The sequence below is a fragment of the Pseudomonas sp. 9.2(2024) genome, assembly GCF_039695385.1.
Lineage (GTDB): Bacteria > Pseudomonadota > Gammaproteobacteria > Pseudomonadales > Pseudomonadaceae > Aquipseudomonas > Aquipseudomonas paraglycinae.
Genome location: NZ_CP155585.1, coordinates 1,257,443 through 1,275,331, shown reverse-complemented (window position 1 = coordinate 1,275,331; position 17,889 = coordinate 1,257,443). Strand labels below are relative to the sequence as shown.

General features: G+C 60.0%; 21 protein-coding genes. 11 read left to right on the top strand and 10 right to left on the bottom strand.

The window, feature by feature from the left end; all coding sequences use genetic code 11:
- The first annotated feature begins 33 nt into the window (after positions 1-33).
- Both ABFB52_RS05605 and ABFB52_RS05600 read left to right on the top strand, forming a co-directional pair.
- Positions 34-2,139 (top strand): TonB-dependent receptor, encoded by a 2,106-nt coding sequence (locus tag ABFB52_RS05605; RefSeq protein WP_129972338.1) that lies wholly within the window; start codon positions 34-36, stop codon positions 2,137-2,139.
- 12 nt (positions 2,140-2,151) lie between these two features.
- Entirely contained in the window at positions 2,152-2,871 is a 720-nt protein-coding gene (locus tag ABFB52_RS05600) for a DUF4198 domain-containing protein (protein ID WP_129972339.1), read from the top strand.
- Between the two features lie 48 nt (positions 2,872-2,919).
- Here the strand turns inward: ABFB52_RS05600 and hisC are convergent, their stop codons facing one another.
- The 10 genes from hisC to ABFB52_RS05550 all read right to left on the bottom strand — a co-directional run bounded on the left by hisC (position 2,920) and on the right by ABFB52_RS05550 (position 10,872).
- Positions 2,920-3,972, bottom strand: coding sequence for a histidinol-phosphate transaminase (gene hisC / locus ABFB52_RS05595; RefSeq protein ID WP_085746936.1), 1,053 nt, complete (start codon positions 3,970-3,972; stop codon positions 2,920-2,922).
- A 2-nt stretch (positions 3,973-3,974) separates the two neighbouring features.
- Positions 3,975-5,300: a histidinol dehydrogenase gene (gene hisD / locus ABFB52_RS05590; RefSeq protein ID WP_085746935.1), complete on the bottom strand. Its 1,326-nt coding sequence runs from the start codon at positions 5,298-5,300 to the stop codon at positions 3,975-3,977.
- A gap of 125 nt (positions 5,301-5,425) precedes the next feature.
- Positions 5,426-6,061 (bottom strand): ATP phosphoribosyltransferase, encoded by a 636-nt coding sequence (gene hisG / locus ABFB52_RS05585; RefSeq protein ID WP_007953554.1) that lies wholly within the window; start codon positions 6,059-6,061, stop codon positions 5,426-5,428.
- Positions 6,062-6,188: 127 nt separating this feature from the next.
- Positions 6,189-7,454: a UDP-N-acetylglucosamine 1-carboxyvinyltransferase gene (gene murA, locus ABFB52_RS05580; RefSeq protein WP_085746933.1), complete on the bottom strand. Its 1,266-nt coding sequence runs from the start codon at positions 7,452-7,454 to the stop codon at positions 6,189-6,191.
- 22 nt (positions 7,455-7,476) lie between these two features.
- The gene (locus ABFB52_RS05575; RefSeq protein WP_039769303.1) at positions 7,477-7,716 is read right to left on the bottom strand and encodes a BolA family protein; all 240 of its coding nucleotides are present in this window, start codon (positions 7,714-7,716) and stop codon (positions 7,477-7,479) included.
- A gap of 115 nt (positions 7,717-7,831) precedes the next feature.
- Positions 7,832-8,137 carry an STAS domain-containing protein gene (locus ABFB52_RS05570; RefSeq protein ID WP_085698468.1) on the bottom strand — a complete coding sequence of 102 codons (306 nt, stop codon included), beginning with the start codon at positions 8,135-8,137 and terminating at the stop codon, positions 7,832-7,834.
- A complete protein-coding gene (locus ABFB52_RS05565; protein WP_085698467.1) occupies positions 8,134-8,784 on the bottom strand; it encodes an ABC transporter substrate-binding protein in 651 nt (216 codons plus the stop codon). Before ABFB52_RS05565 ends, ABFB52_RS05570 begins: the two co-directional genes overlap by 4 nt.
- A gap of 11 nt (positions 8,785-8,795) precedes the next feature.
- The gene (mlaD, locus tag ABFB52_RS05560; RefSeq protein ID WP_085746931.1) at positions 8,796-9,263 is read right to left on the bottom strand and encodes an outer membrane lipid asymmetry maintenance protein MlaD; all 468 of its coding nucleotides are present in this window, start codon (positions 9,261-9,263) and stop codon (positions 8,796-8,798) included.
- Positions 9,263-10,060: a lipid asymmetry maintenance ABC transporter permease subunit MlaE gene (gene mlaE, locus ABFB52_RS05555; protein ID WP_007953561.1), complete on the bottom strand. Its 798-nt coding sequence runs from the start codon at positions 10,058-10,060 to the stop codon at positions 9,263-9,265. The genes mlaD and mlaE overlap by 1 nt, the downstream gene beginning before the upstream one ends.
- Positions 10,060-10,872 carry an ATP-binding cassette domain-containing protein gene (locus ABFB52_RS05550; RefSeq protein ID WP_085746930.1) on the bottom strand — a complete coding sequence of 271 codons (813 nt, stop codon included), beginning with the start codon at positions 10,870-10,872 and terminating at the stop codon, positions 10,060-10,062. Before ABFB52_RS05550 ends, mlaE begins: the two co-directional genes overlap by 1 nt.
- A gap of 276 nt (positions 10,873-11,148) precedes the next feature.
- Between ABFB52_RS05550 and ABFB52_RS05545 the strand changes: the two genes are divergently transcribed.
- The 9 genes from ABFB52_RS05545 to rapZ all read left to right on the top strand — a co-directional run bounded on the left by ABFB52_RS05545 (position 11,149) and on the right by rapZ (position 17,884).
- Positions 11,149-12,123 carry a KpsF/GutQ family sugar-phosphate isomerase gene (locus tag ABFB52_RS05545; protein ID WP_064593399.1) on the top strand — a complete coding sequence of 325 codons (975 nt, stop codon included), beginning with the start codon at positions 11,149-11,151 and terminating at the stop codon, positions 12,121-12,123.
- Positions 12,124-12,648, top strand: a complete 525-nt coding sequence (locus ABFB52_RS05540; protein WP_039769294.1) for an HAD family hydrolase — start codon at positions 12,124-12,126, stop codon at positions 12,646-12,648.
- 8 nt (positions 12,649-12,656) lie between these two features.
- Entirely contained in the window at positions 12,657-13,229 is a 573-nt protein-coding gene (gene lptC / locus ABFB52_RS05535) for an LPS export ABC transporter periplasmic protein LptC (protein ID WP_007953568.1), read from the top strand.
- Entirely contained in the window at positions 13,216-13,761 is a 546-nt protein-coding gene (lptA, locus tag ABFB52_RS05530; protein ID WP_074691817.1) for a lipopolysaccharide transport periplasmic protein LptA, read from the top strand. The genes lptC and lptA overlap by 14 nt, the downstream gene beginning before the upstream one ends.
- A complete protein-coding gene (lptB, locus tag ABFB52_RS05525; protein WP_007953572.1) occupies positions 13,761-14,486 on the top strand; it encodes an LPS export ABC transporter ATP-binding protein in 726 nt (241 codons plus the stop codon). The genes lptA and lptB overlap by 1 nt, the downstream gene beginning before the upstream one ends.
- A gap of 186 nt (positions 14,487-14,672) precedes the next feature.
- Positions 14,673-16,166 (top strand): RNA polymerase factor sigma-54, encoded by a 1,494-nt coding sequence (locus ABFB52_RS05520; RefSeq protein ID WP_085746929.1) that lies wholly within the window; start codon positions 14,673-14,675, stop codon positions 16,164-16,166.
- Between the two features lie 73 nt (positions 16,167-16,239).
- The gene (gene raiA, locus ABFB52_RS05515; RefSeq protein ID WP_011332471.1) at positions 16,240-16,548 is read left to right on the top strand and encodes a ribosome-associated translation inhibitor RaiA; all 309 of its coding nucleotides are present in this window, start codon (positions 16,240-16,242) and stop codon (positions 16,546-16,548) included.
- An 11-nt stretch (positions 16,549-16,559) separates the two neighbouring features.
- A complete protein-coding gene (gene ptsN, locus ABFB52_RS05510; protein WP_129972340.1) occupies positions 16,560-17,024 on the top strand; it encodes a PTS IIA-like nitrogen regulatory protein PtsN in 465 nt (154 codons plus the stop codon).
- Between the two features lie 2 nt (positions 17,025-17,026).
- Positions 17,027-17,884: an RNase adapter RapZ gene (gene rapZ / locus ABFB52_RS05505; protein ID WP_085746928.1), complete on the top strand. Its 858-nt coding sequence runs from the start codon at positions 17,027-17,029 to the stop codon at positions 17,882-17,884.
- The last annotated feature ends 5 nt before the right edge of the window (positions 17,885-17,889 follow it).

Sequence of the window (17,889 nt, the reverse complement as noted above, 5' to 3'; positions counted from 1 at the left end):
ATTGTTTCAATTAGCACATTGGAACAACATAACATGTCGTCTCGAAAAAAGGCCTCCCTCCTCGGCCTTACCCTTGGCCTGCTGGGCGATCCTGCGTTTGCCGATGAACCGCAAACGCTTGAACTCGACGCCATCAGCGTCATCTCCGATTACGAATCCCCTGCCGGCCCGGTCGAAGGCTATCGCGCTACCCGCTCGTCCAGCGCCACCAAAACCGACACCGCGATCCGCGATATTCCGCAGGCCATCAGCGTGGTGCCCGCCAGCGTGCTCAAGGATCTGGGCAGCACCAGCGTAGAACGCGCGCTGGATTTCGCCGGTGGCGTGTCGAAGCAAAACAACTTCGGTGGCCTGACGCTTTACGAATACAGCGTGCGCGGCTTCACCACCTCTGAGTTTTACCAGGACGGCTTCAGCGCCAACCGTGGTTATCCGAGCACACCGGACGCCGCCAACATCGAGCGCATCGAAGTGCTAAAAGGACCGGCCGCCAGCCTGTATGGCCGAGGTGATCCGGGTGGCACGGTAAACATCGTCACCAAAAAACCGCAGCCCGAGCCCTTCACCACCCTGCAAACCAGCGCTGGCAGTTGGGATCGCTATCGCACCGCGCTGGACGTCAACACGCCGCTGGATGATCAGGGTGATGTGCTGTCGCGGATCAACCTCGCAGTCGAGGACAACAACAGTTTTCGCGACCACGTCGACAGTAAACGTGTATTCGTTGCCCCCTCTTTCAGTTGGCAGTTGAACCCGGACACCAGCCTGCTGGTGGAGAGCGAATTCGTGTGTCATAGCTCGACCTTCGACCGCGGCATCGTTGCGCCAAACAATAAATGGAGCGGCGTCTCGCGCTCGACATTCCTGGGTGAGCCGAACGACGGCAACATCGACAACCACAACAACAGACTGCAAGCCACACTTGAGCACCACCTCAACGATGCCTGGAAACTGCGCCTGGCCAGCCATTACAAGGAAGGCAAACTCTGGGGTTTCGCCTCCGAAAACCGTCCCTTGAATGCCGATGGCCACACCGTCAACCGCCGCTATCGCGAACGCGATACCAACTGGCACGACAGCATCACCCAACTGGAACTGCGCGGTCTGTTCGACCTCGGCACCTGGCAGCACGAACTGCTGATCGGCAGCGAGTACGAGAACTTCCGCAAGAACGAGCGCGTCACCACCATCGCCGGCGGGCCTTACGCCATCGATATCTATAACCCGGTGTACGGCCAGCCCAAACCCAACGGCGCACGCTCTGGTACAGACTTCTTCGAACACGTCGAAAGCCATGCGCTGAACCTGCAGGATCAAATCGTCTTCAGCGAAAAACTGCGCGGGATGATCGGGGCGCGATTCGAGCACTTCGAGCAAACCATCGATGACCACAGCCGCAACACCACCAGCCGCCAGACCCACGACGCGCTCACCCAACGTGCCGGCCTGCTCTATCAACTGACACCGGACACCGGCCTGTTCGCCAACGCCTCGACCTCATTCAAACCGAACAACGGCCTCGATGCGGCTGGCAAATCCTTCGATCCGGAAGAAGGCGTGGGTTACGAAATCGGGATCAAGAACGAGCTGTTCGACGAACGTTTAAGCAGCACCCTCGCCTTCTTCCATATCGACAAGGAAAACGTCCTCGCCCTCGACCCGGGCACCGATACCAGCCGCGCCATGGGCAAGGCCCGCAGCCGGGGTTTCGATCTGCAGGTCACCGGGCAAGTCACCGACGCCGTCAGGGTGATCGGCGCTTTCGCCTGGATCGACGCCGAAGTGACCAAGGGGGATACCGCGATCCCCGCCGGTAGCCGCATCCTCGGGGTCGCCAAACGCAGCGGCAGCGTGCTGGGTGTCTACGAGTTTCAGGACGGTCGCTTGCGCGGCTCGGATATCGGCGCGGCGTTCACTTACGTCGGTGACCGCTCAGGTGAGTCCGGCAGCGATTTCGAGCTGCCGGCCTATCACACCGTCGACCTGCTGGCCCATTACAAGGCCAGCGACACCGTCACTCTCGGCCTGAACCTGAACAACCTGTTCGACGAAAAGTACTACGAGCGCTCGTACAGCAACTATTGGGTCAACCCCGGCGAGCCGCGCAATTTCACGGTCAGCCTGACATTCAACCTGTAAAAGGACGTCACCATGCATTACGGCAAACTCTTATTGATCATCGCTGCGCTGTTCGCTGGCCAAGCATCAGCGCATGGTCTGTGGACCGAACAACGACGCGGCAATATCGAAGTGATCTACGGCCACGGCGCAGAAGACAACGCTTTCAAAGCGCAGAAAATCAGCGGTGCATGGGCATATGACGTCAGCGGCAAGATGATCCCGGTCAACGTGCAACGCCTGACCGATCATGCGCGACTGCAACCGCTGAAACCGCCGGCGGTAATGGCCGTGGCCCTGAACAACGGCATGTGGTCGCAAACCGCCGACAAGAAATGGATCAATGAGGGACGCAGCAAGGTACCGGGCGCCATCGAGTCGACCGAGACCCTCAAGTACAGCCTGGCGATTTATCAGCCGGGAGCGAAGCTGCCCAAACTCAATCAGATCAAATTGCTGATTTTGCCGGAGGTCGATCCTCTGACCGTCGGCCCAGTGAAATCATTGCCGGTGCGGGTGTTGCTGGATGGCAAACCGGCAGCGGGCGTGAAGTTGATCGGTGACTACCGCAGCGCGCCGAATACCTTGAGCACTGAAACCGACAAGGACGGCCGCGCTCAGGTGCTGGTGCGTAACGAGGGATTGAATGTGATTGCGGCGCAGGTGGAGGTGCCGGTGAAGGACAATGCAGAGGTGAGCAGTCGGGGGTTATTCAGTTCGTTGACGTTCCTGGGCGAACCGCATCACGAATGAACCAACGCTGATCCCTGTGGGACGAAACCCACAGGGACCAGCGTCGTTTCAGAGTTCGCCCAGACCGTCGATCAACGCCTGATTCTGCTCCGGCGTGCCGATCGAGATCCGCAGGAACTGGGCAATCCGCTCCTGCTTGAAGTGGCGCACGATCACGCCCTGCTCACGCAGTTTGGCCGCCAGCCCCGCCGCATCGTGTTGCGGATGCCGGGCGAAGATGAAGTTCGCCGCTGACGGCAGCACTTCAAAGCCCTTGGCCTGCAACTGCGCAACCACCCACTCGCGACTCTCGATGACCAATGCGCAGGTCTTGTCGAAGTACTCGCGATCTTCGAACGCCGCCGCCGCGCCGACATTCGCCATGCGATCGATCGGGTAGGAGTTGAAGCTGTTCTTGATCCGCTCCAGCGCCTCGATCAGGTCCGGATGGCCGACCGCCAGACCGACCCGCAGGCCCGCGAGCGAACGGGACTTGGACAGGGTCTGGGTCACCAGCAGGTTCGGATAGCGATCGACCAGGCTGATCGCGGTTTCGCCGCCGAAGTCGATGTAGGCCTCGTCGACCACCACCACCGAATCCGGGCTGGCCTTGAGGATCTGCTCGACCGCTTCCAGCGCCAGCAGGCAACCGGTAGGCGCGTTCGGGTTGGGGAAGATGATCCCGCCGTTCGGCTTGGCGTAGTTCGCCGGGTTGATCTGGAACTGCGCATCCAGCGGCACCGCGTCGAACTTGACGCCGTAAAGGCCGCAATAGACCGGATAGAAGCTGTAGCTGATGTCCGGGAACAGGATCGGCTGATCGTGTTGCAGCAGACCGTGGAAGATGTGCGCCAGCACTTCGTCCGAACCGTTGCCGAGGAACACTTGATTGCTTTGTACGCCGTAGTACTTGGCGACGGCGTTTTTCAGCAGATCGCTGTTCGGGTCCGGGTACAGACGCAGGTTGTCGTTGAGTTCGGTCTGCATCGCCGCCAGGGCTTTTGGCGACGGGCCGTACGGGTTTTCGTTGGTATTGAGTTTGACCAGACGGGTCAGCTTCGGCTGCTCGCCCGGCACGTAAGGCACCAGATCCTTGACGAACGGGCTCCAGAATTTGCTCATGTTCAGTTCCCCTTCACTTCGTCTTTGATGCGGTATTCGGCGCTGCGCGCGTGGGCGCTCAGCGATTCGCCACGGGCCAGGATCGATGCGGTCTTGCCGAGTTCCGAAGCACCGTCCTCGGAGCAGAAGATGATCGAAGAACGCTTCTGGAAGTCATACACGCCCAGCGGCGAGGAGAAACGCGCGGTGCCGGAGGTCGGCAACACATGGTTCGGACCTGCGCAGTAGTCGCCCAGCGCTTCGGAGGTGTGGCGGCCCATGAAGATCGCGCCGGCGTGGCGGATCTGCGGCAGCCAGGCCTGCGGGTCTGCGACCGACAGTTCAAGGTGTTCCGGCGCGATGCGGTTGGCGACTTCGATGGCCTGGGCCATGTCGCGCACGTGAATCAGGGCACCACGGCCGTTGATCGAAGTTTCGATGATGGTCGCGCGATCCATGGTCGGCAGCAGTTTGTCGATGCTGGCGGCGACCTTGTCGAGGAATTCGGCGTCCGGGCTGACCAGAATCGCCTGGGCGTCTTCGTCGTGCTCGGCCTGGGAGAACAGGTCCATGGCGATCCAGTCCGGATCTGTCTGGCCGTCGCACACCACGAGGATTTCCGACGGGCCGGCGATCATGTCGATGCCGACCTGACCGAATACGTGACGCTTGGCCGTGGCGACGTAGATATTGCCCGGGCCGACGACCTTGTCCACCTGCGGCACGCTTTCGGTGCCATAGGCCAATGCGGCAACGGCTTGCGCGCCACCGATGGTGAACACCCGGTCGACGCCGGCGATGCACGCCGCCGCCAGCACCAGCTCGTTGACCTCACCGCGCGGGGTCGGCACCACCATGACCACTTCGGTCACGCCGGCGACCTTGGCCGGAATCGCGTTCATCAACACCGACGACGGGTACGACGCCTTGCCGCCCGGCACGTACAGACCGGCGCGATCCAGTGGCGTGACTTTCTGGCCCAGCACCGTGCCGTCGGCTTCGGTGTAGCTCCAGGAGTCCTGCTTCTGTTTTTCGTGATAGCTGCGCACGCGGGCGGCGGCTTTTTCCAGCGCTTCGCGTTGCGGGACAGTGATGCGGGTCAGGGCCAGTTCCAGACGCTCGCGCGGCAGGATCAGGTCCGCCATCGAAGCGACTTCGAGGCCGTCGAATTTCTGGGTGAACTCGACCAGTGCCGCGTCACCGCGCTCGCGTACAGCCTTGATGATGTCCAGCACCCGCTGATTGACCGAGTCGTCAGACACACTTTCCCAGCTCAGCAGATGATCCAGATGATGCGCGAAATCCGGGTCAGCAGCGTTGAGTCGGCGAATTGCAGTCGGTGCGGTCATAGCGAGAGCCTCATAGGAATGGCAAAAACTCAGGCGCCCTAACTTAGCAGTCGTTTCCGCTTGGGCACCTGAGATTCTGGCTATGAGGCGGATAGACGGGCGCGACTTAACGTCGCGCAGGTACATCAGCCGCGGTGTCGAGACTCCACTGCCTTGCGCAGGGTGTCGATCAACGCCTGGATTCGGGCGTGTTGCATTTTCATCGAAGCTTTATTGACCACCAGACGAGAGCTGATCGTGGCGATCAGTTCCTGAGGTTCCAGGCCATTGGCACGCAGGGTGTTGCCGGTGTCGACCACGTCGATGATCTTGTCGGCCAGACCGATCAGCGGTGCCAGTTCCATCGAGCCGTACAGCTTGATGATGTCGACCTGACGACCCTGCTCGGCGTAGTAACGCTTGGCGACGTTGACGAATTTGGTGGCGACGCGCAGGCGGCCCTTGGGCTCGACCGCGCCGACCTTGCCGGCGGTCATCAGCTTGCACTGGGCAATCTGCAGATCCAGCGGCTCGTACAGGCCTTGGCCGGTGTATTCCATCAGCACGTCTTTACCGGCAACGCCGAGGTCGGCCGCGCCATGCTCGACATAGGTCGGCACGTCGGTGGCACGCACGATCAACAGGCGAACGTCTTCCTGGGTCGTGGGGATGATCAGCTTGCGGCTCTTGTCCGGATTCTCGGTCGGCACGATGCCCGCTTCGGCGAGAAGCGGCAGGGTGTCGTCAAGGATGCGGCCCTTGGACAGTGCGATGGTCAACATGGGAAACGTCAGTCCTTATCAAGGTACTCATGTCCGGTCGCAATCGGCGCCGGACATACATCGAGGGCGTTACCACCCCCGATCAAAACGAATTCAACGGACACTTCCCTGTGTCCAGATGCAGCGACTAGCCCGGAACGCGACGGATCTTGGCGCCCAGCATCTGCAGTTTTTCCTCGATGCACTCGTAACCACGGTCGATGTGGTAGATGCGGTCGATCAGGGTATCGCCTTCGGCCATCAGGGCCGAAATTACCAGGCTGGCCGAAGCACGCAGGTCGGTAGCCATGACCGGCGCGCCCTTGAGAATTTCAGTGCCGGTGACGATGGCCGTGTTGCCTTCGACCTGGATCTTGGCGCCCATGCGATGCAATTCGTACACGTGCATGAAACGGTTTTCGAAGATCGTCTCGATGACCGCACCGGTGCCTTCGGCAATGGCGTTGAGCGAGATGAACTGCGCCTGCATGTCGGTCGGGAACGCCGGGTACGGCGCGGTGCGCACGTTGACCGCTTTCGGACGCTTGCCGTGCATGTTCAGCTCGATCCAGTCTTCGCCGCTGGTGATTTCGGCGCCGGCTTCACGGAGCTTTTCCAGAACGGCTTCGAGAATGGTCGGATCGGTGTCCTTGACCTTCACACGGCCACCGGTAACCGCAGCGGCCACCAGGTAGGTACCGGTTTCGATACGGTCAGGCATGACTTTGTAGAAGGTCGAACCCAGACGCTCGACGCCGTCGATGGTGATGGTGTCGGTGCCGGCACCGGATACCTTGGCGCCCATGGCGTTCAGGAAGTTCGCCAGGTCGACCACTTCAGGTTCGCGAGCGGCGTTCTGCAGTACGCTGCGGCCCTTGGCCAGAGCAGCAGCCATCATGATGTTTTCGGTACCGGTCACGCTGACGGTATCGAAGAAGAAGTGCGCGCCGCGCAGGCCGCCTTCAGGGGCCTTGGCCTTGATGTAGCCGCCTTCGACGTCGATGACCGCGCCCATGGCTTCCAGACCTCGGATGTGCAGGTCGACCGGACGCGAGCCGATGGCGCAGCCACCAGGCAGTGCGACTTCGGCTTCACCGAAACGTGCGACCATCGGGCCCAGCACCAGGATCGAGGCACGCATGGTTTTCACCAGTTCGTACGGAGCGATCAGGGTCTTGATGGTGCGCGGGTCGATTTCGACGCTGAGCTTTTCGTCGATCACAGGCTCGATGCCCATGCGACCGAACAGCTCGATCATGGTGGTGATGTCGTGCAGGTGCGGCAGGTTGCCAACGGTAACCGGGCCATCGCACAGCAGGGTGGCGGCCAGGATTGGCAGGGCGGAGTTCTTCGCCCCGGAGATGCGGATCTCGCCATCAAGACGAGCGCCACCGGTAATAATCAATTTATCCATAAGAATCTCGACGCCCTAGGGCTCAGGTGCGCTCGGCCCAGGCCGCGCTGCTGAAAAATTTCATAGTGACCGCGTGGATGCTGCCATCGGCGATCCAAGGGTTCAAATGGGCATAGATGCTTTGCTGACGCTTGACCGGGCTCAACGCCGCCAGTTCATCACTAATCACGTTCAGCTGGAAGTTGCAGCCTTCGCCTTCAACTTCCACCAGCGTTCCTGGCAGCTTTCCTTCAAGGAAGCTCTTCACTTCTACGGCCTGCATGCTCAACCTCAATCGGCGCCCTGTGCGCACGGGTCGGACATCATACAAAAAAGCCCCGCGCCTGCGAACCCCGCTGCGCAGGACTCTGACGGGGGGCTTCTCTATAGATGCGGGTTCAGGGTTGCGCCAACAGCTCGGTCAGTTCGCTGACCTGAGCAATTTCACGCATGTCTTCGGGCATCCCGCGGATGCTGACCGCCTTGCCGGCGGCCTTGGCATCGCGAATGAAGCACAGCAGCAGCGACAGACCGACGCTGCTGGACTTCTCCACCGCCGAGCAATCGATCACCAATGCCGGGGCATTGCACGACTTGATCAGCGCCCTGCCCTGCTCGCGCAGGTCAGGGGCGGTGCGATAATCCAGCACGCCGCTGAGCTGCAGCTCACTGGCTTCGTCCAGACGAATGGCCGACTCGGTCATTGGGCTGGCTTCTCGTTCTGCTCGGCCGACTGCTTGGCTTTGGCGACTTCACCGGCCCAGCCGTTGATGGTCTTGTCCAGGTCGTTGCCGTTGCGCTGCATCGCGTCGGCGAACTGGTCACGGAACAGTTTCCCGATGTTGATGCCGTTGATGATCACGTTACGCAGTTTCCACTCGCCGTTGATCTTCTCGAGGGTGTACGACACCGGATAAATCGCGCCGTTGTTGCCCTTGACGGTCATGCCGACGCTGGTGCGGTCGCCCGACTCATCCTTGGGTGCATCGACGGTGATGCCCTGGTTGTTGTACTCGAGCAAGGCGTTGCCGTAGAACTGGAACAGGCCGCGCTTGAAGTTTTCCTCGAAGGTCTTCATCTGCGCCGGGGTTGCCTTGCGCGAATACTTGACCGTCATGATGCTCTTGGAAATGCCCTCGGCATCCACGACCGGCCCGACGATGGTGTTCAACGCGGTGTAGAAGTCCTGCGGATCCTGCTTGTACTTCTCTTTATTGGCCGACAGATCGGCGAGCATCCGGTTCGTGGTGTCCTGAACCAGATCGTGCGCCGATTGTACCGCCACGGCGTTAGCCACCAGCGGCAGTGCCGCAAGCAACACCAACAGGCCACGTCGCAAGGTAGAGATCATTCAAAAGCTCCTCATTTGGCGTCTTTGCTAACGGTATTGAGCAGGAATTTACCGATCAGGTCTTCCAGTACCAGAGACGACTGGGTGTCGTGAATGGTTCCACCATCCTTGAGCGGAGTGTCTTCCCCGCCCACGCTGATACCGATGTACTTCTCGCCCAGCAGACCCGCAGTCAGGATAGATGCTGTGGAGTCGGTCGGCAGATTGTCGACGCTTTTATCCACTTGCAGGGTCACCCGACCGGTGAAGCTGTCGCGGTCCAGATCGATCGCGGTGACCTTGCCGATGGTCACACCCGCCATGGTCACTTTGGCTCTGACCGTCAGGCCGGCGATATTGTCGAAATACGCGTAAAGCTTGTAGGTATCGGTGGTCGAAGTCGGAGACAGGCCACTGACCCGCAGGGCCAGCAGCAACAAGGCCAGGATCCCTGCCAGCAGGAACAGGCCGACACCGATTTCCAGGGTGCGGTTTTGCATCAGAAATCTCCAAACATCAAAGCGGTCAGAATAAAGTCCAGGCCGAGGACTGCCAGCGAGGCGTAAACCACGGTCTTGGTAGTGGCACGGCTGATCCCCTCGGAAGTGGGTTCGCAGTCATAGCCTTGAAATACGGCGATCCAGGTGACGACAAAAGCGAATACTGCACTTTTGATGATGCCGTTGAGCACATCGTCACCGAAGCTCACGCTGTTCTGCATGTTCGACCAGTAGGAACCTTCGTAGACGCCCAGCCAGTCGACGGCGACCCACGAACCGCCCCAGATGCCAACCACGCTGAAGATCATCGCCAGCACCGGCAGGGAAATGAAGCCGGCCCACAGACGCGGAGCGATGATGTACTTGAGCGGGTCGACCCCGATCATTTCCAGGCTGGACAACTGCTCGGTCGATTTCATGTTGCCGATTTCCGCCGTCAGCGCCGAACCGGCACGACCGGCGAACAACAGCGCGGTCACCACCGGCCCCAGTTCACGCAGCAGGGTCAGCGCCACCATCTGCCCGACAGCCTGCTCCGAGCCGTAGCTCGACAGGATGTTGAAGCCCTGCAGCGCCAGCACCATGCCGATGAAAATCCCGGACACCACGATGATCACCAGCGACATCACACCGACGGAGTGCAGCTGCTTGACCAGCAGGCCAAAACCGCCACCGATGCCACCACGACCCAGCAAGGCATGAAACAGGAACAGGGTCGAACGCCCGAACACTGCGACGCTGTCGATTCCGGCGAGGCCGAAGCGACGTACACGCTCCATTAATGTAATTCTGCGCATCAGCGGCGCTTCCCCAGAAGATCTGCGCGGTAATCCGGCGCTGGAAAGTGATACGGCACCGGGCCGTCGGGTTCACCGGTCATGAACTGGCGGATACGCGGATCGTCCGAGTTCATCAGTTCGTCCGGCGTGCCCTGCCCCAATACCTGCCCATCACCGACCACATAGATGTAGTCGGCAATGCTCGCGGTTTCGGCGAGATCGTGGGACACCACGATGCTGGTGATCCCCAGGGCATCGTTGAGCAGACGGATCAGGCGAACCAGAACGCCCATGGCGATCGGATCCTGGCCGACGAACGGTTCGTCGTACATGAGAATCTGCGGATCGAGGGCAATGGCACGGGCCAGTGCGACACGGCGTTTCATGCCGCCGGACAGCTCGTCGGGCATCAGTTCGATCGCCCCGCGCAGTCCCACCGCCTGCAATTTGAGCAGCACGATGTCGCGGATCATCTCGTCCGGCAGGTCGGTATGAACACGAAGCGGGAAGGCGACGTTCTCGAACACATCGAGATCGGTGAACAGCGCACCGCTCTGAAACAGCACGCCCATGTGCTTGCGCGCATCGAACAGATCGCTGCGCGACAGCTTCGGCAGGTTCTGGCCGTTGACCCAGACCTCGCCTTTGGATGGCCGCAACTGCGCGCCCATCAGGCGCAGCAGCGTGGTCTTGCCACACCCGGAAGGCCCCATGATGCCGGTGACCTTGCCGCGCGGGATGCGGATATCGACGTTATTGAAAATGCTCCGCGCACCGCGCTTGAAGGAGACTCCCTTCAGCTCGACCGCGTAGGCGTTATCGGCACTCATCTAAACTCCTTGCGATGCAGCCTCTCACTCGGACGCCTGGCTTCCTGGAAGAAAGCCCCTACATCCCGGGCAGGCCGAACTGGCGGCGAACTATATCACTGCAAAGGGCAAGCGCCCAAGGCCTGCACCGGCCCGCATTCGGCGAGTTGAAGGGCTTCAGGCCTTATTTACAGAGTTTTGGTAACGAGGAATGACAAAGCACGACGAACTTGCGTGAGGCTTTTCAACATAACCGCTATAATCGCCGCCTTTTCATCGGGCTATACGATTTCTGACATGAGCCAAACCAGCGACCTGATTCAATCGGCACAACGCACCATCCGCCTCGAAGTGGAAGCCGTACAAGGCTTGTTGCCCCATATCGACGCCGATTTCGTACGCGCTTGCGAGATGATTCTGGCCAGCAAGGGCCGTGTTGTCGTGGTCGGTATGGGCAAGTCCGGGCACATCGGCAACAAGATTGCCGCGACCCTGGCCAGCACCGGCACCCCGGCGTTTTTCGTGCACCCGGCCGAGGCCAGCCACGGCGACATGGGCATGATCACTCGCGATGACGTGATTCTGGCCCTGTCGAACTCCGGCTCCACTAACGAAATCGTCACCCTGCTGCCACTGATCAAGCGCCTGGGCATCCAGCTGATCAGCGTCACCGGCAACCCGCAATCGCCGCTTGCCAAGGCTGCCGAGGTCAATCTCAACGTTCACGTCGAACACGAAGCCTGCCCGCTGAACCTCGCACCGACCTCCTCGACCACCGCTGCGCTGGTCATGGGCGACGCCCTGGCCGTGGCGCTGCTGGAAGCGCGCGGCTTCACTGCCGAAGATTTCGCCTTTTCCCACCCGGGCGGCGCACTGGGCCGACGCCTGCTGCTGAAAGTGGAAAATGTCATGCACGCCGGTCAGGAACTGCCGCAGGTACAGCGCGGCACCCTGCTCAAGGACGCGCTGATGGAAATGACCCGCAAGGGTCTGGGCATGACCGTCATTCTTGAAACGGACGGCAAACTGGCCGGGATCTTCACTGACGGCGACCTGCGCCGCACCCTGGATCGCAGCATTGATATCCATAGCGCCACCATCGACCAGGTAATGACCGTGCACGGCAAGACCGCCCGCGCCGAGATGCTCGCGGCCGAAGCCCTGAAAATCATGGAAGACCACCGAATCAACGCGCTGGTTGTCGTAGATGAAGAGGATCGCCCGATCGGCGCCTTCAACCTCTCCGATCTGCTGCGCGCAGGAGTGATGTAAATGAGCACCGATCTGCTGCAACGCGGCAAAGCCATCAAACTGGCGGTTTTCGACGTCGACGGTGTCCTCACCGACGGTCGCCTGTACTTCCTTGAAGACGGCAGCGAGTTCAAGACTTTCAATACACTCGATGGCCAGGGCATCAAGATGCTGATGAATGCTGGTGTACAGACCGCCATCATCAGTGGTCGCAAGACCCCGGTGGTCGAACGCCGGGCAAAAAACCTGGGGATCCCGCACCTGTTTCAGGGCCGCGAAGACAAACTGGTCGTGCTCGACGGTCTTCTGGAGCAACTGGGCCTAAGCTATGAGCAAGTGGCTTACCTCGGTGACGACCTGCCGGACCTGCCGGTGATCCGCCGTGTAGGGCTGGGCATGGCCGTGGCCAACGCCGCCCCCTTTGTGCGCGAGCACGCCCATGGCGTCACCCAGGCCCGTGGCGGCGAAGGTGCCGCCCGCGAATTCTGCGAACTGATCCTGCGCGCCCAAGGCAGCCTCGACGCCGCCAACAACGCGTACCTGTGAGTCCAACCATGTTTAGCAAAAAGTTTCGCAACATCCTGCTGTTCGGTTGCATCGCAGCGATATTCGGTGCGGTCGGCTACTGGAACATCAGCCCGGAACGCTTCCTCGACAAACCGCCGGTTTCGGCAGAGGAAAGCCCGATCGACTGGTATGCGACCAATACCCACACGATCCAGTACCTCGAAGACGGCAAAGTGCAGTACGAAATGACGTCCGACAAGGCTGAGCACGTCAAGGCGACCGACATTACACTGGTCACCAAGCCTGATCTGAACATGTTCCGTGGCACCGATTTCCCATGGCACGTGACCAGTGAACGCGGTGAAGTGAACTCCGGTGGCACCGAGGTCGAGCTGATCGACTCGGTACGCGTCAAGCGCACCGACGAAAAGAACCGCGACACCCTGATCACCTCCACTCGCATGACGGTGTTCCCGCAGCAGCAATATGCGCAGACCCAGCAACCCGTTAGAATCGACGGCGCTGGCGGTGTATCGACTGGCGTAGGAATGAAAGCGTATTTGAAGGAAAGCAGGATACACCTGCTATCGAACGTAAGAGGACAGTATGAGGCTCGTTAAAACCCTCCCTATTTTGCTCAGTCTGGGCGCAGCACTGGGAAGCGTGAGCGCCTGGGCTCTGCCGAACGATCAAGAGCAGCCAATCCGTATTCAGGCCGACGATGCCCAGCTGGACGACAAGAACGGCGTTGCTACCTATAAAGGTGACGTGATCATCACTCAGGGTTCGATGATCGTCAAAGGCAACACCGTGACCATCACCCGCACCCAGACCGGCGATATCGACGTCGTGACCTCGGTGGGCAACCTTGCCTACTTCGAGCAGTTGCAGACGGCGGGCGACACCAAGCCTGTACAGGGCTGGGGCGTGACCATTCAGTACCACGCCGCGCAAAACCGCGTTGTGCTGATCGACAAGGCGAAAGTCGTCGACAAGGACAACAACACCACTCAGGGCGAGAAAATCGTCTATGACACGGTGAAAAAGCTGGCCAGCGCTGGTCGTGCCACCGGCAACAAGGTCACCGAAGCGCGTCCGCGCATTGACATGGTGATCCAGCCGAAGAAGAAAACCGACGAGAAAACCCAGTAATGGCAACTCTGAAAGCTCAGCACCTGGCCAAGGCCTATAAAAGCCGCCAGGTCGTGCGCGACGTCAGCCTGTCGATCGACAGCGGTCAGATCGTCGGCCTGCTCGGCCCTAACGGCGCCGGCAAGACCACCTGCTTCTACATGATCGTCGGTCTGGTCCAGGCCGATCAGGGTCGCGTACTGATCGACGATCTGGACGTCAGCCACCAGCCGATGCACGGTCGCGCCAAGGCCGGTATCGGCTATCTGCCGCAAGAAGCGTCGATCTTCCGCAAACTGTCGGTAGCCGACAACATCATGGCCATCCTTGAGACCCGTCAGGAGCTCGACAAGGCCGGTCGTCGCAAGGAGTTGGAAAGCCTGCTGCAGGAATTCCACATCAGCCACATCCGCGACAACCTCGGCATGAGCCTGTCCGGTGGTGAGCGCCGCCGGGTGGAAATCGCCCGTGCACTGGCCACGGCACCGAAATTCATCCTGCTCGACGAACCGTTCGCCGGTGTCGACCCGATCTCTGTCGGCGACATCAAGCAGATCATCCACCACCTCAAGGCCAAGGGCATCGGTGTACTGATCACCGACCACAACGTCCGTGAGACGCTGGATATCTGCGAAACCGCCTACATCGTCAACGATGGCCAGTTGATCGCCGAAGGCGACTCCGCGACCATCCTCGCCAACGATCTGGTGAAGGAAGTCTACCTGGGCCACGAGTTCCGCCTGTAAGCTCGACGGTATTCGACCAGCCGTCCGGGTGCTGTAACGTTGAAGCGCTTTTTTATACGCTTTTATTGTTACAGCGCTCTAGGCAAACACGACAGTTTCAGGCATATAATTTGCTTAAGTTTGGCGCTCCGGCGCCCTGTAGTGGATGGCGCATAGCGCCGGCGAATAAGGTGTTAAGCCCCTGCCATGAAACCATCGCTAGTCTTGAGAATGGGCCAGCAGCTGACGATGACACCGCAGCTGCAACAGGCCATCCGCCTGCTCCAATTGTCTACCCTGGATCTGCAACAGGAAATCCAGGAGGCTCTGGAATCCAATCCGATGCTCGAACGCCAGGAAGACGGCGACGACTTCGACAACTCCGATCCCATGGCCGACAACGCCGAACAGAAGCCCAACACCGAGATCCAGGAACCTTCTTATCAGGAGACCGCGCCGACAGTCGACAACCTCGAAGACGGCGAATGGAACGAGCGAATCCCCAACGAACTGCCCGTTGACACCGCCTGGGAAGACGTCTACCAGACCAGCGCCAGCAGCCTGCCGAGCAGCGACGATGACGAGTGGGACTTCACCACCCGCACCTCCGCCGGCGAGAGCCTGCAAAGCCACCTGCTGTGGCAGTTGAACCTCGCACCGATGTCCGACACCGATCGCCTGATCGCCGTCACCCTGATCGATTGCATCAATAATCAGGGCTACCTGGACGAAACCCTCGAAGAAATTCTCGAAGCCTTCGATCCCGAGCTCGACATCGAGCTGGACGAGATCGAAGCCGTCCTGCACCGCATCCAGCAATTCGAGCCGGCAGGCATCGGCGCACGCAACCTGGGCGAATGCCTGCTGCTGCAATTGCGCCAGCTGTCGGCCAAGACCCCTTGGCTGGCCGAGGCCAAACGTCTGGTCACCGATTACATTGACCTGCTCGGCAGCCGCGACTACAGCCAGCTGATGCGGCGCATGAAGCTCAAGGAAGATGAACTGCGCCAGGTCATCGAACTGGTGCAGAGCCTCAATCCGCGCCCAGGCTCGCAGATCGAATCCACCGAAGCCGAGTACGTGGTGCCTGACGTCATCGTGCGCAAGGACAACGAGCGCTGGCTGGTCGAGCTGAACCAGGAATCGGTACCGCGCCTGCGGGTCAACGCCCAATACGCCGGTTTCGTGCGCCGTGCCGACACCAGCGCCGACAATACCTTCATGCGCAATCAGTTGCAGGAAGCTCGCTGGTTCATCAAGAGCCTGCAGAGCCGCAACGAAACCCTGATGAAAGTAGCCACCCAGATCGTCGAGCATCAGCGCGGCTTTCTGGAGTACGGCGACGAAGCCATGAAGCCGCTGGTCCTGCACGACATTGCAGAGGCGGTTGGCATGCACGAGTCGACGATTTCCCGGGTGACCACGCAGAAATTCATGCATACCCCACGGGGCATATATGAACTGAAATACTTTTTCTCCAGCCATGTGAGCACCTCAGAAGGCGGTGAATGCTCGTCCACGGCGATCCGCGCGATCATCAAGAAACTGGTTGCCGCGGAAAATCAGAAAAAGCCGTTGAGTGACAGCAAGATCGCTGGTTTACTGGAGGCACAAGGCATTCAGGTGGCTCGCCGCACCGTCGCCAAGTACCGCGAATCCCTCGGGATCGCGCCTTCGAGCGAACGCAAGCGGTTGATGTAAGCCACGTTACAGCGTTCCAGTGGCAGGCTCTTCGGCCTGCCGCTTTATGCACTGGCAACGAAGGAGAAGCTGTATGCAAGTCAACATCAGTGGACACCAACTGGAAGTTACCCAGCCTCTGCGCGAGTACATCGAGCTCAAGCTCAAGAAGCTCGAAGGGCATTTCGACAAGATCACCAACGTACAGGTCACGATGTGCGTCGAAAAGCTGAAGCAGAAAATCGAAGCCACGCTGCATATTCCCGGCAACGAGGTCGTCGCAAACGCGGAACATACCGATATGTACGCTGCGATCGACGCGTTGACCGACAAGCTTGATAAACAACTCAAAAAGCATAAGGAAAAGACCCAGAGCCTGCTTCAGGGCGCTACCGGTCGATAACCCCCACCCCCATGATCCGACTTGAAAGTATCCTGACCCCCGGCCGTTCCCTGGTGAACGTGCCGGGCGGCAGTAAAAAGAAAGCCCTCGAACAAATTGCCAACCTGATCGCCCGGGAAGTCCCGGATCTGGAGATGCAAGATGTCTTCGAGGCATTGATTGCCCGTGAAAAACTGGGTTCCACCGGTTTTGGCAACGGCATCGCCATTCCTCACTGCCGCCTCAAGGGCTGCGAAGCGCCGATCAGTGCGCTGATGTACCTTGATGCCCCTATCGATTTCGACGCTATCGACGGCGCGCCTGTGGACCTGCTGTTCGTCCTGCTGGTGCCGGAAGCCGCCACCGATGCGCACCTGGAGCTGTTACGCCAGATTGCCAGCATGCTCGACCGCAAGGACGTGCGCGACAGACTGCGCAGCGCGCCAAGCAACGAAGCCTTGTACCAGGTTGTACTGGAAGAACAGAACAGGCCGTAACCATGCGCTTGATCATTGTCAGTGGCCGTTCCGGCTCGGGTAAAAGTACCGCCCTGGATGTCCTTGAGGACAACGGCTACTACTGCATTGACAACCTGCCAGCCGGCTTGTTGCCAGACCTCGCCGAGCGCGCGCTGGTTCATACCGAAATGCTCCAGCCACAGGTGGCGGTCTCGATCGACGCCCGCAACCTGCCGAGCCATCTGTCACGCTTTCCAGAGTTGCTCGAGGAAGTGCGCAGCCGGCACATCCAGTGTGATGTCCTGTACCTGGACGCCGATGACGAAACGTTGCTCAAACGTTTTTCGGAAACCCGTCGTCGCCACCCGCTCAGCAATGCCAATCGCTCGCTGGCCGAAGCCATCAACGACGAAACCGCGCTGCTGGGCCCGATCGCCGATCTGGCCGACCTGAAGGTCAATACCACCAATCTGAACCTCTACCAGCTGCGCGATACCATCAAGCTGCGACTGTTGAACCAACCGGAGCCGGGGACTGCATTTCTGGTGGAGTCGTTCGGTTTCAAACGCGGCATGCCGGTGGATGCGGATCTGGTGTTCGATGTACGCTGCCTGCCCAATCCGTACTGGAAACCGGAATTACGCGCACAATCCGGGCTCGATGAGCCTGTGGCGGAATACCTGGCGGCGCAGCCGGAGGTCGAAGAGATGTTCCAGGACATCTATGCGTACCTGTTCAAATGGCTGCCGCGCTTCGCTGCAAGCAATCGCGCTTATGTGACCATTGCCATTGGCTGCACCGGCGGACACCACCGTTCCGTCTACCTGACCGAACGCCTGGGTCAGGCCCTGCAGAAAACCCTGAAGAACGTCCAGGTTCGCCACCGCGACCTCAGCTAAAGGAT

Excerpts from the sequence above, each read along its gene's own strand:
- ABFB52_RS05605 (WP_129972338.1), top strand. The coding sequence starts at position 34 with ATGTCGTCTCGAAAAAAGGCCTCCCTCCTCGGCCTTACCCTTGGCCTG.
- ABFB52_RS05600 (WP_129972339.1), top strand. The coding sequence starts at position 2,152 with ATGCATTACGGCAAACTCTTATTGATCATCGCTGCGCTGTTCGCTGGC.
- hisC (WP_085746936.1), bottom strand. The coding sequence starts at position 3,972 with ATGAGCAAATTCTGGAGCCCGTTCGTCAAGGATCTGGTGCCTTACGTG.
- hisD (WP_085746935.1), bottom strand. The coding sequence starts at position 5,300 with ATGACCGCACCGACTGCAATTCGCCGACTCAACGCTGCTGACCCGGAT.
- hisG (WP_007953554.1), bottom strand. The coding sequence starts at position 6,061 with ATGTTGACCATCGCACTGTCCAAGGGCCGCATCCTTGACGACACCCTG.
- murA (WP_085746933.1), bottom strand. The coding sequence starts at position 7,454 with ATGGATAAATTGATTATTACCGGTGGCGCTCGTCTTGATGGCGAGATC.
- ABFB52_RS05575 (WP_039769303.1), bottom strand. The coding sequence starts at position 7,716 with ATGCAGGCCGTAGAAGTGAAGAGCTTCCTTGAAGGAAAGCTGCCAGGA.
- ABFB52_RS05570 (WP_085698468.1), bottom strand. The coding sequence starts at position 8,137 with ATGACCGAGTCGGCCATTCGTCTGGACGAAGCCAGTGAGCTGCAGCTC.
- ABFB52_RS05565 (WP_085698467.1), bottom strand. The coding sequence starts at position 8,784 with ATGATCTCTACCTTGCGACGTGGCCTGTTGGTGTTGCTTGCGGCACTG.
- mlaD (WP_085746931.1), bottom strand. The coding sequence starts at position 9,263 with ATGCAAAACCGCACCCTGGAAATCGGTGTCGGCCTGTTCCTGCTGGCA.
- mlaE (WP_007953561.1), bottom strand. The coding sequence starts at position 10,060 with ATGCGCAGAATTACATTAATGGAGCGTGTACGTCGCTTCGGCCTCGCC.
- ABFB52_RS05550 (WP_085746930.1), bottom strand. The coding sequence starts at position 10,872 with ATGAGTGCCGATAACGCCTACGCGGTCGAGCTGAAGGGAGTCTCCTTC.
- ABFB52_RS05545 (WP_064593399.1), top strand. The coding sequence starts at position 11,149 with ATGAGCCAAACCAGCGACCTGATTCAATCGGCACAACGCACCATCCGC.
- ABFB52_RS05540 (WP_039769294.1), top strand. The coding sequence starts at position 12,124 with ATGAGCACCGATCTGCTGCAACGCGGCAAAGCCATCAAACTGGCGGTT.
- lptC (WP_007953568.1), top strand. The coding sequence starts at position 12,657 with ATGTTTAGCAAAAAGTTTCGCAACATCCTGCTGTTCGGTTGCATCGCA.
- lptA (WP_074691817.1), top strand. The coding sequence starts at position 13,216 with ATGAGGCTCGTTAAAACCCTCCCTATTTTGCTCAGTCTGGGCGCAGCA.
- lptB (WP_007953572.1), top strand. The coding sequence starts at position 13,761 with ATGGCAACTCTGAAAGCTCAGCACCTGGCCAAGGCCTATAAAAGCCGC.
- ABFB52_RS05520 (WP_085746929.1), top strand. The coding sequence starts at position 14,673 with ATGAAACCATCGCTAGTCTTGAGAATGGGCCAGCAGCTGACGATGACA.
- raiA (WP_011332471.1), top strand. The coding sequence starts at position 16,240 with ATGCAAGTCAACATCAGTGGACACCAACTGGAAGTTACCCAGCCTCTG.
- ptsN (WP_129972340.1), top strand. The coding sequence starts at position 16,560 with ATGATCCGACTTGAAAGTATCCTGACCCCCGGCCGTTCCCTGGTGAAC.
- rapZ (WP_085746928.1), top strand. The coding sequence starts at position 17,027 with ATGCGCTTGATCATTGTCAGTGGCCGTTCCGGCTCGGGTAAAAGTACC.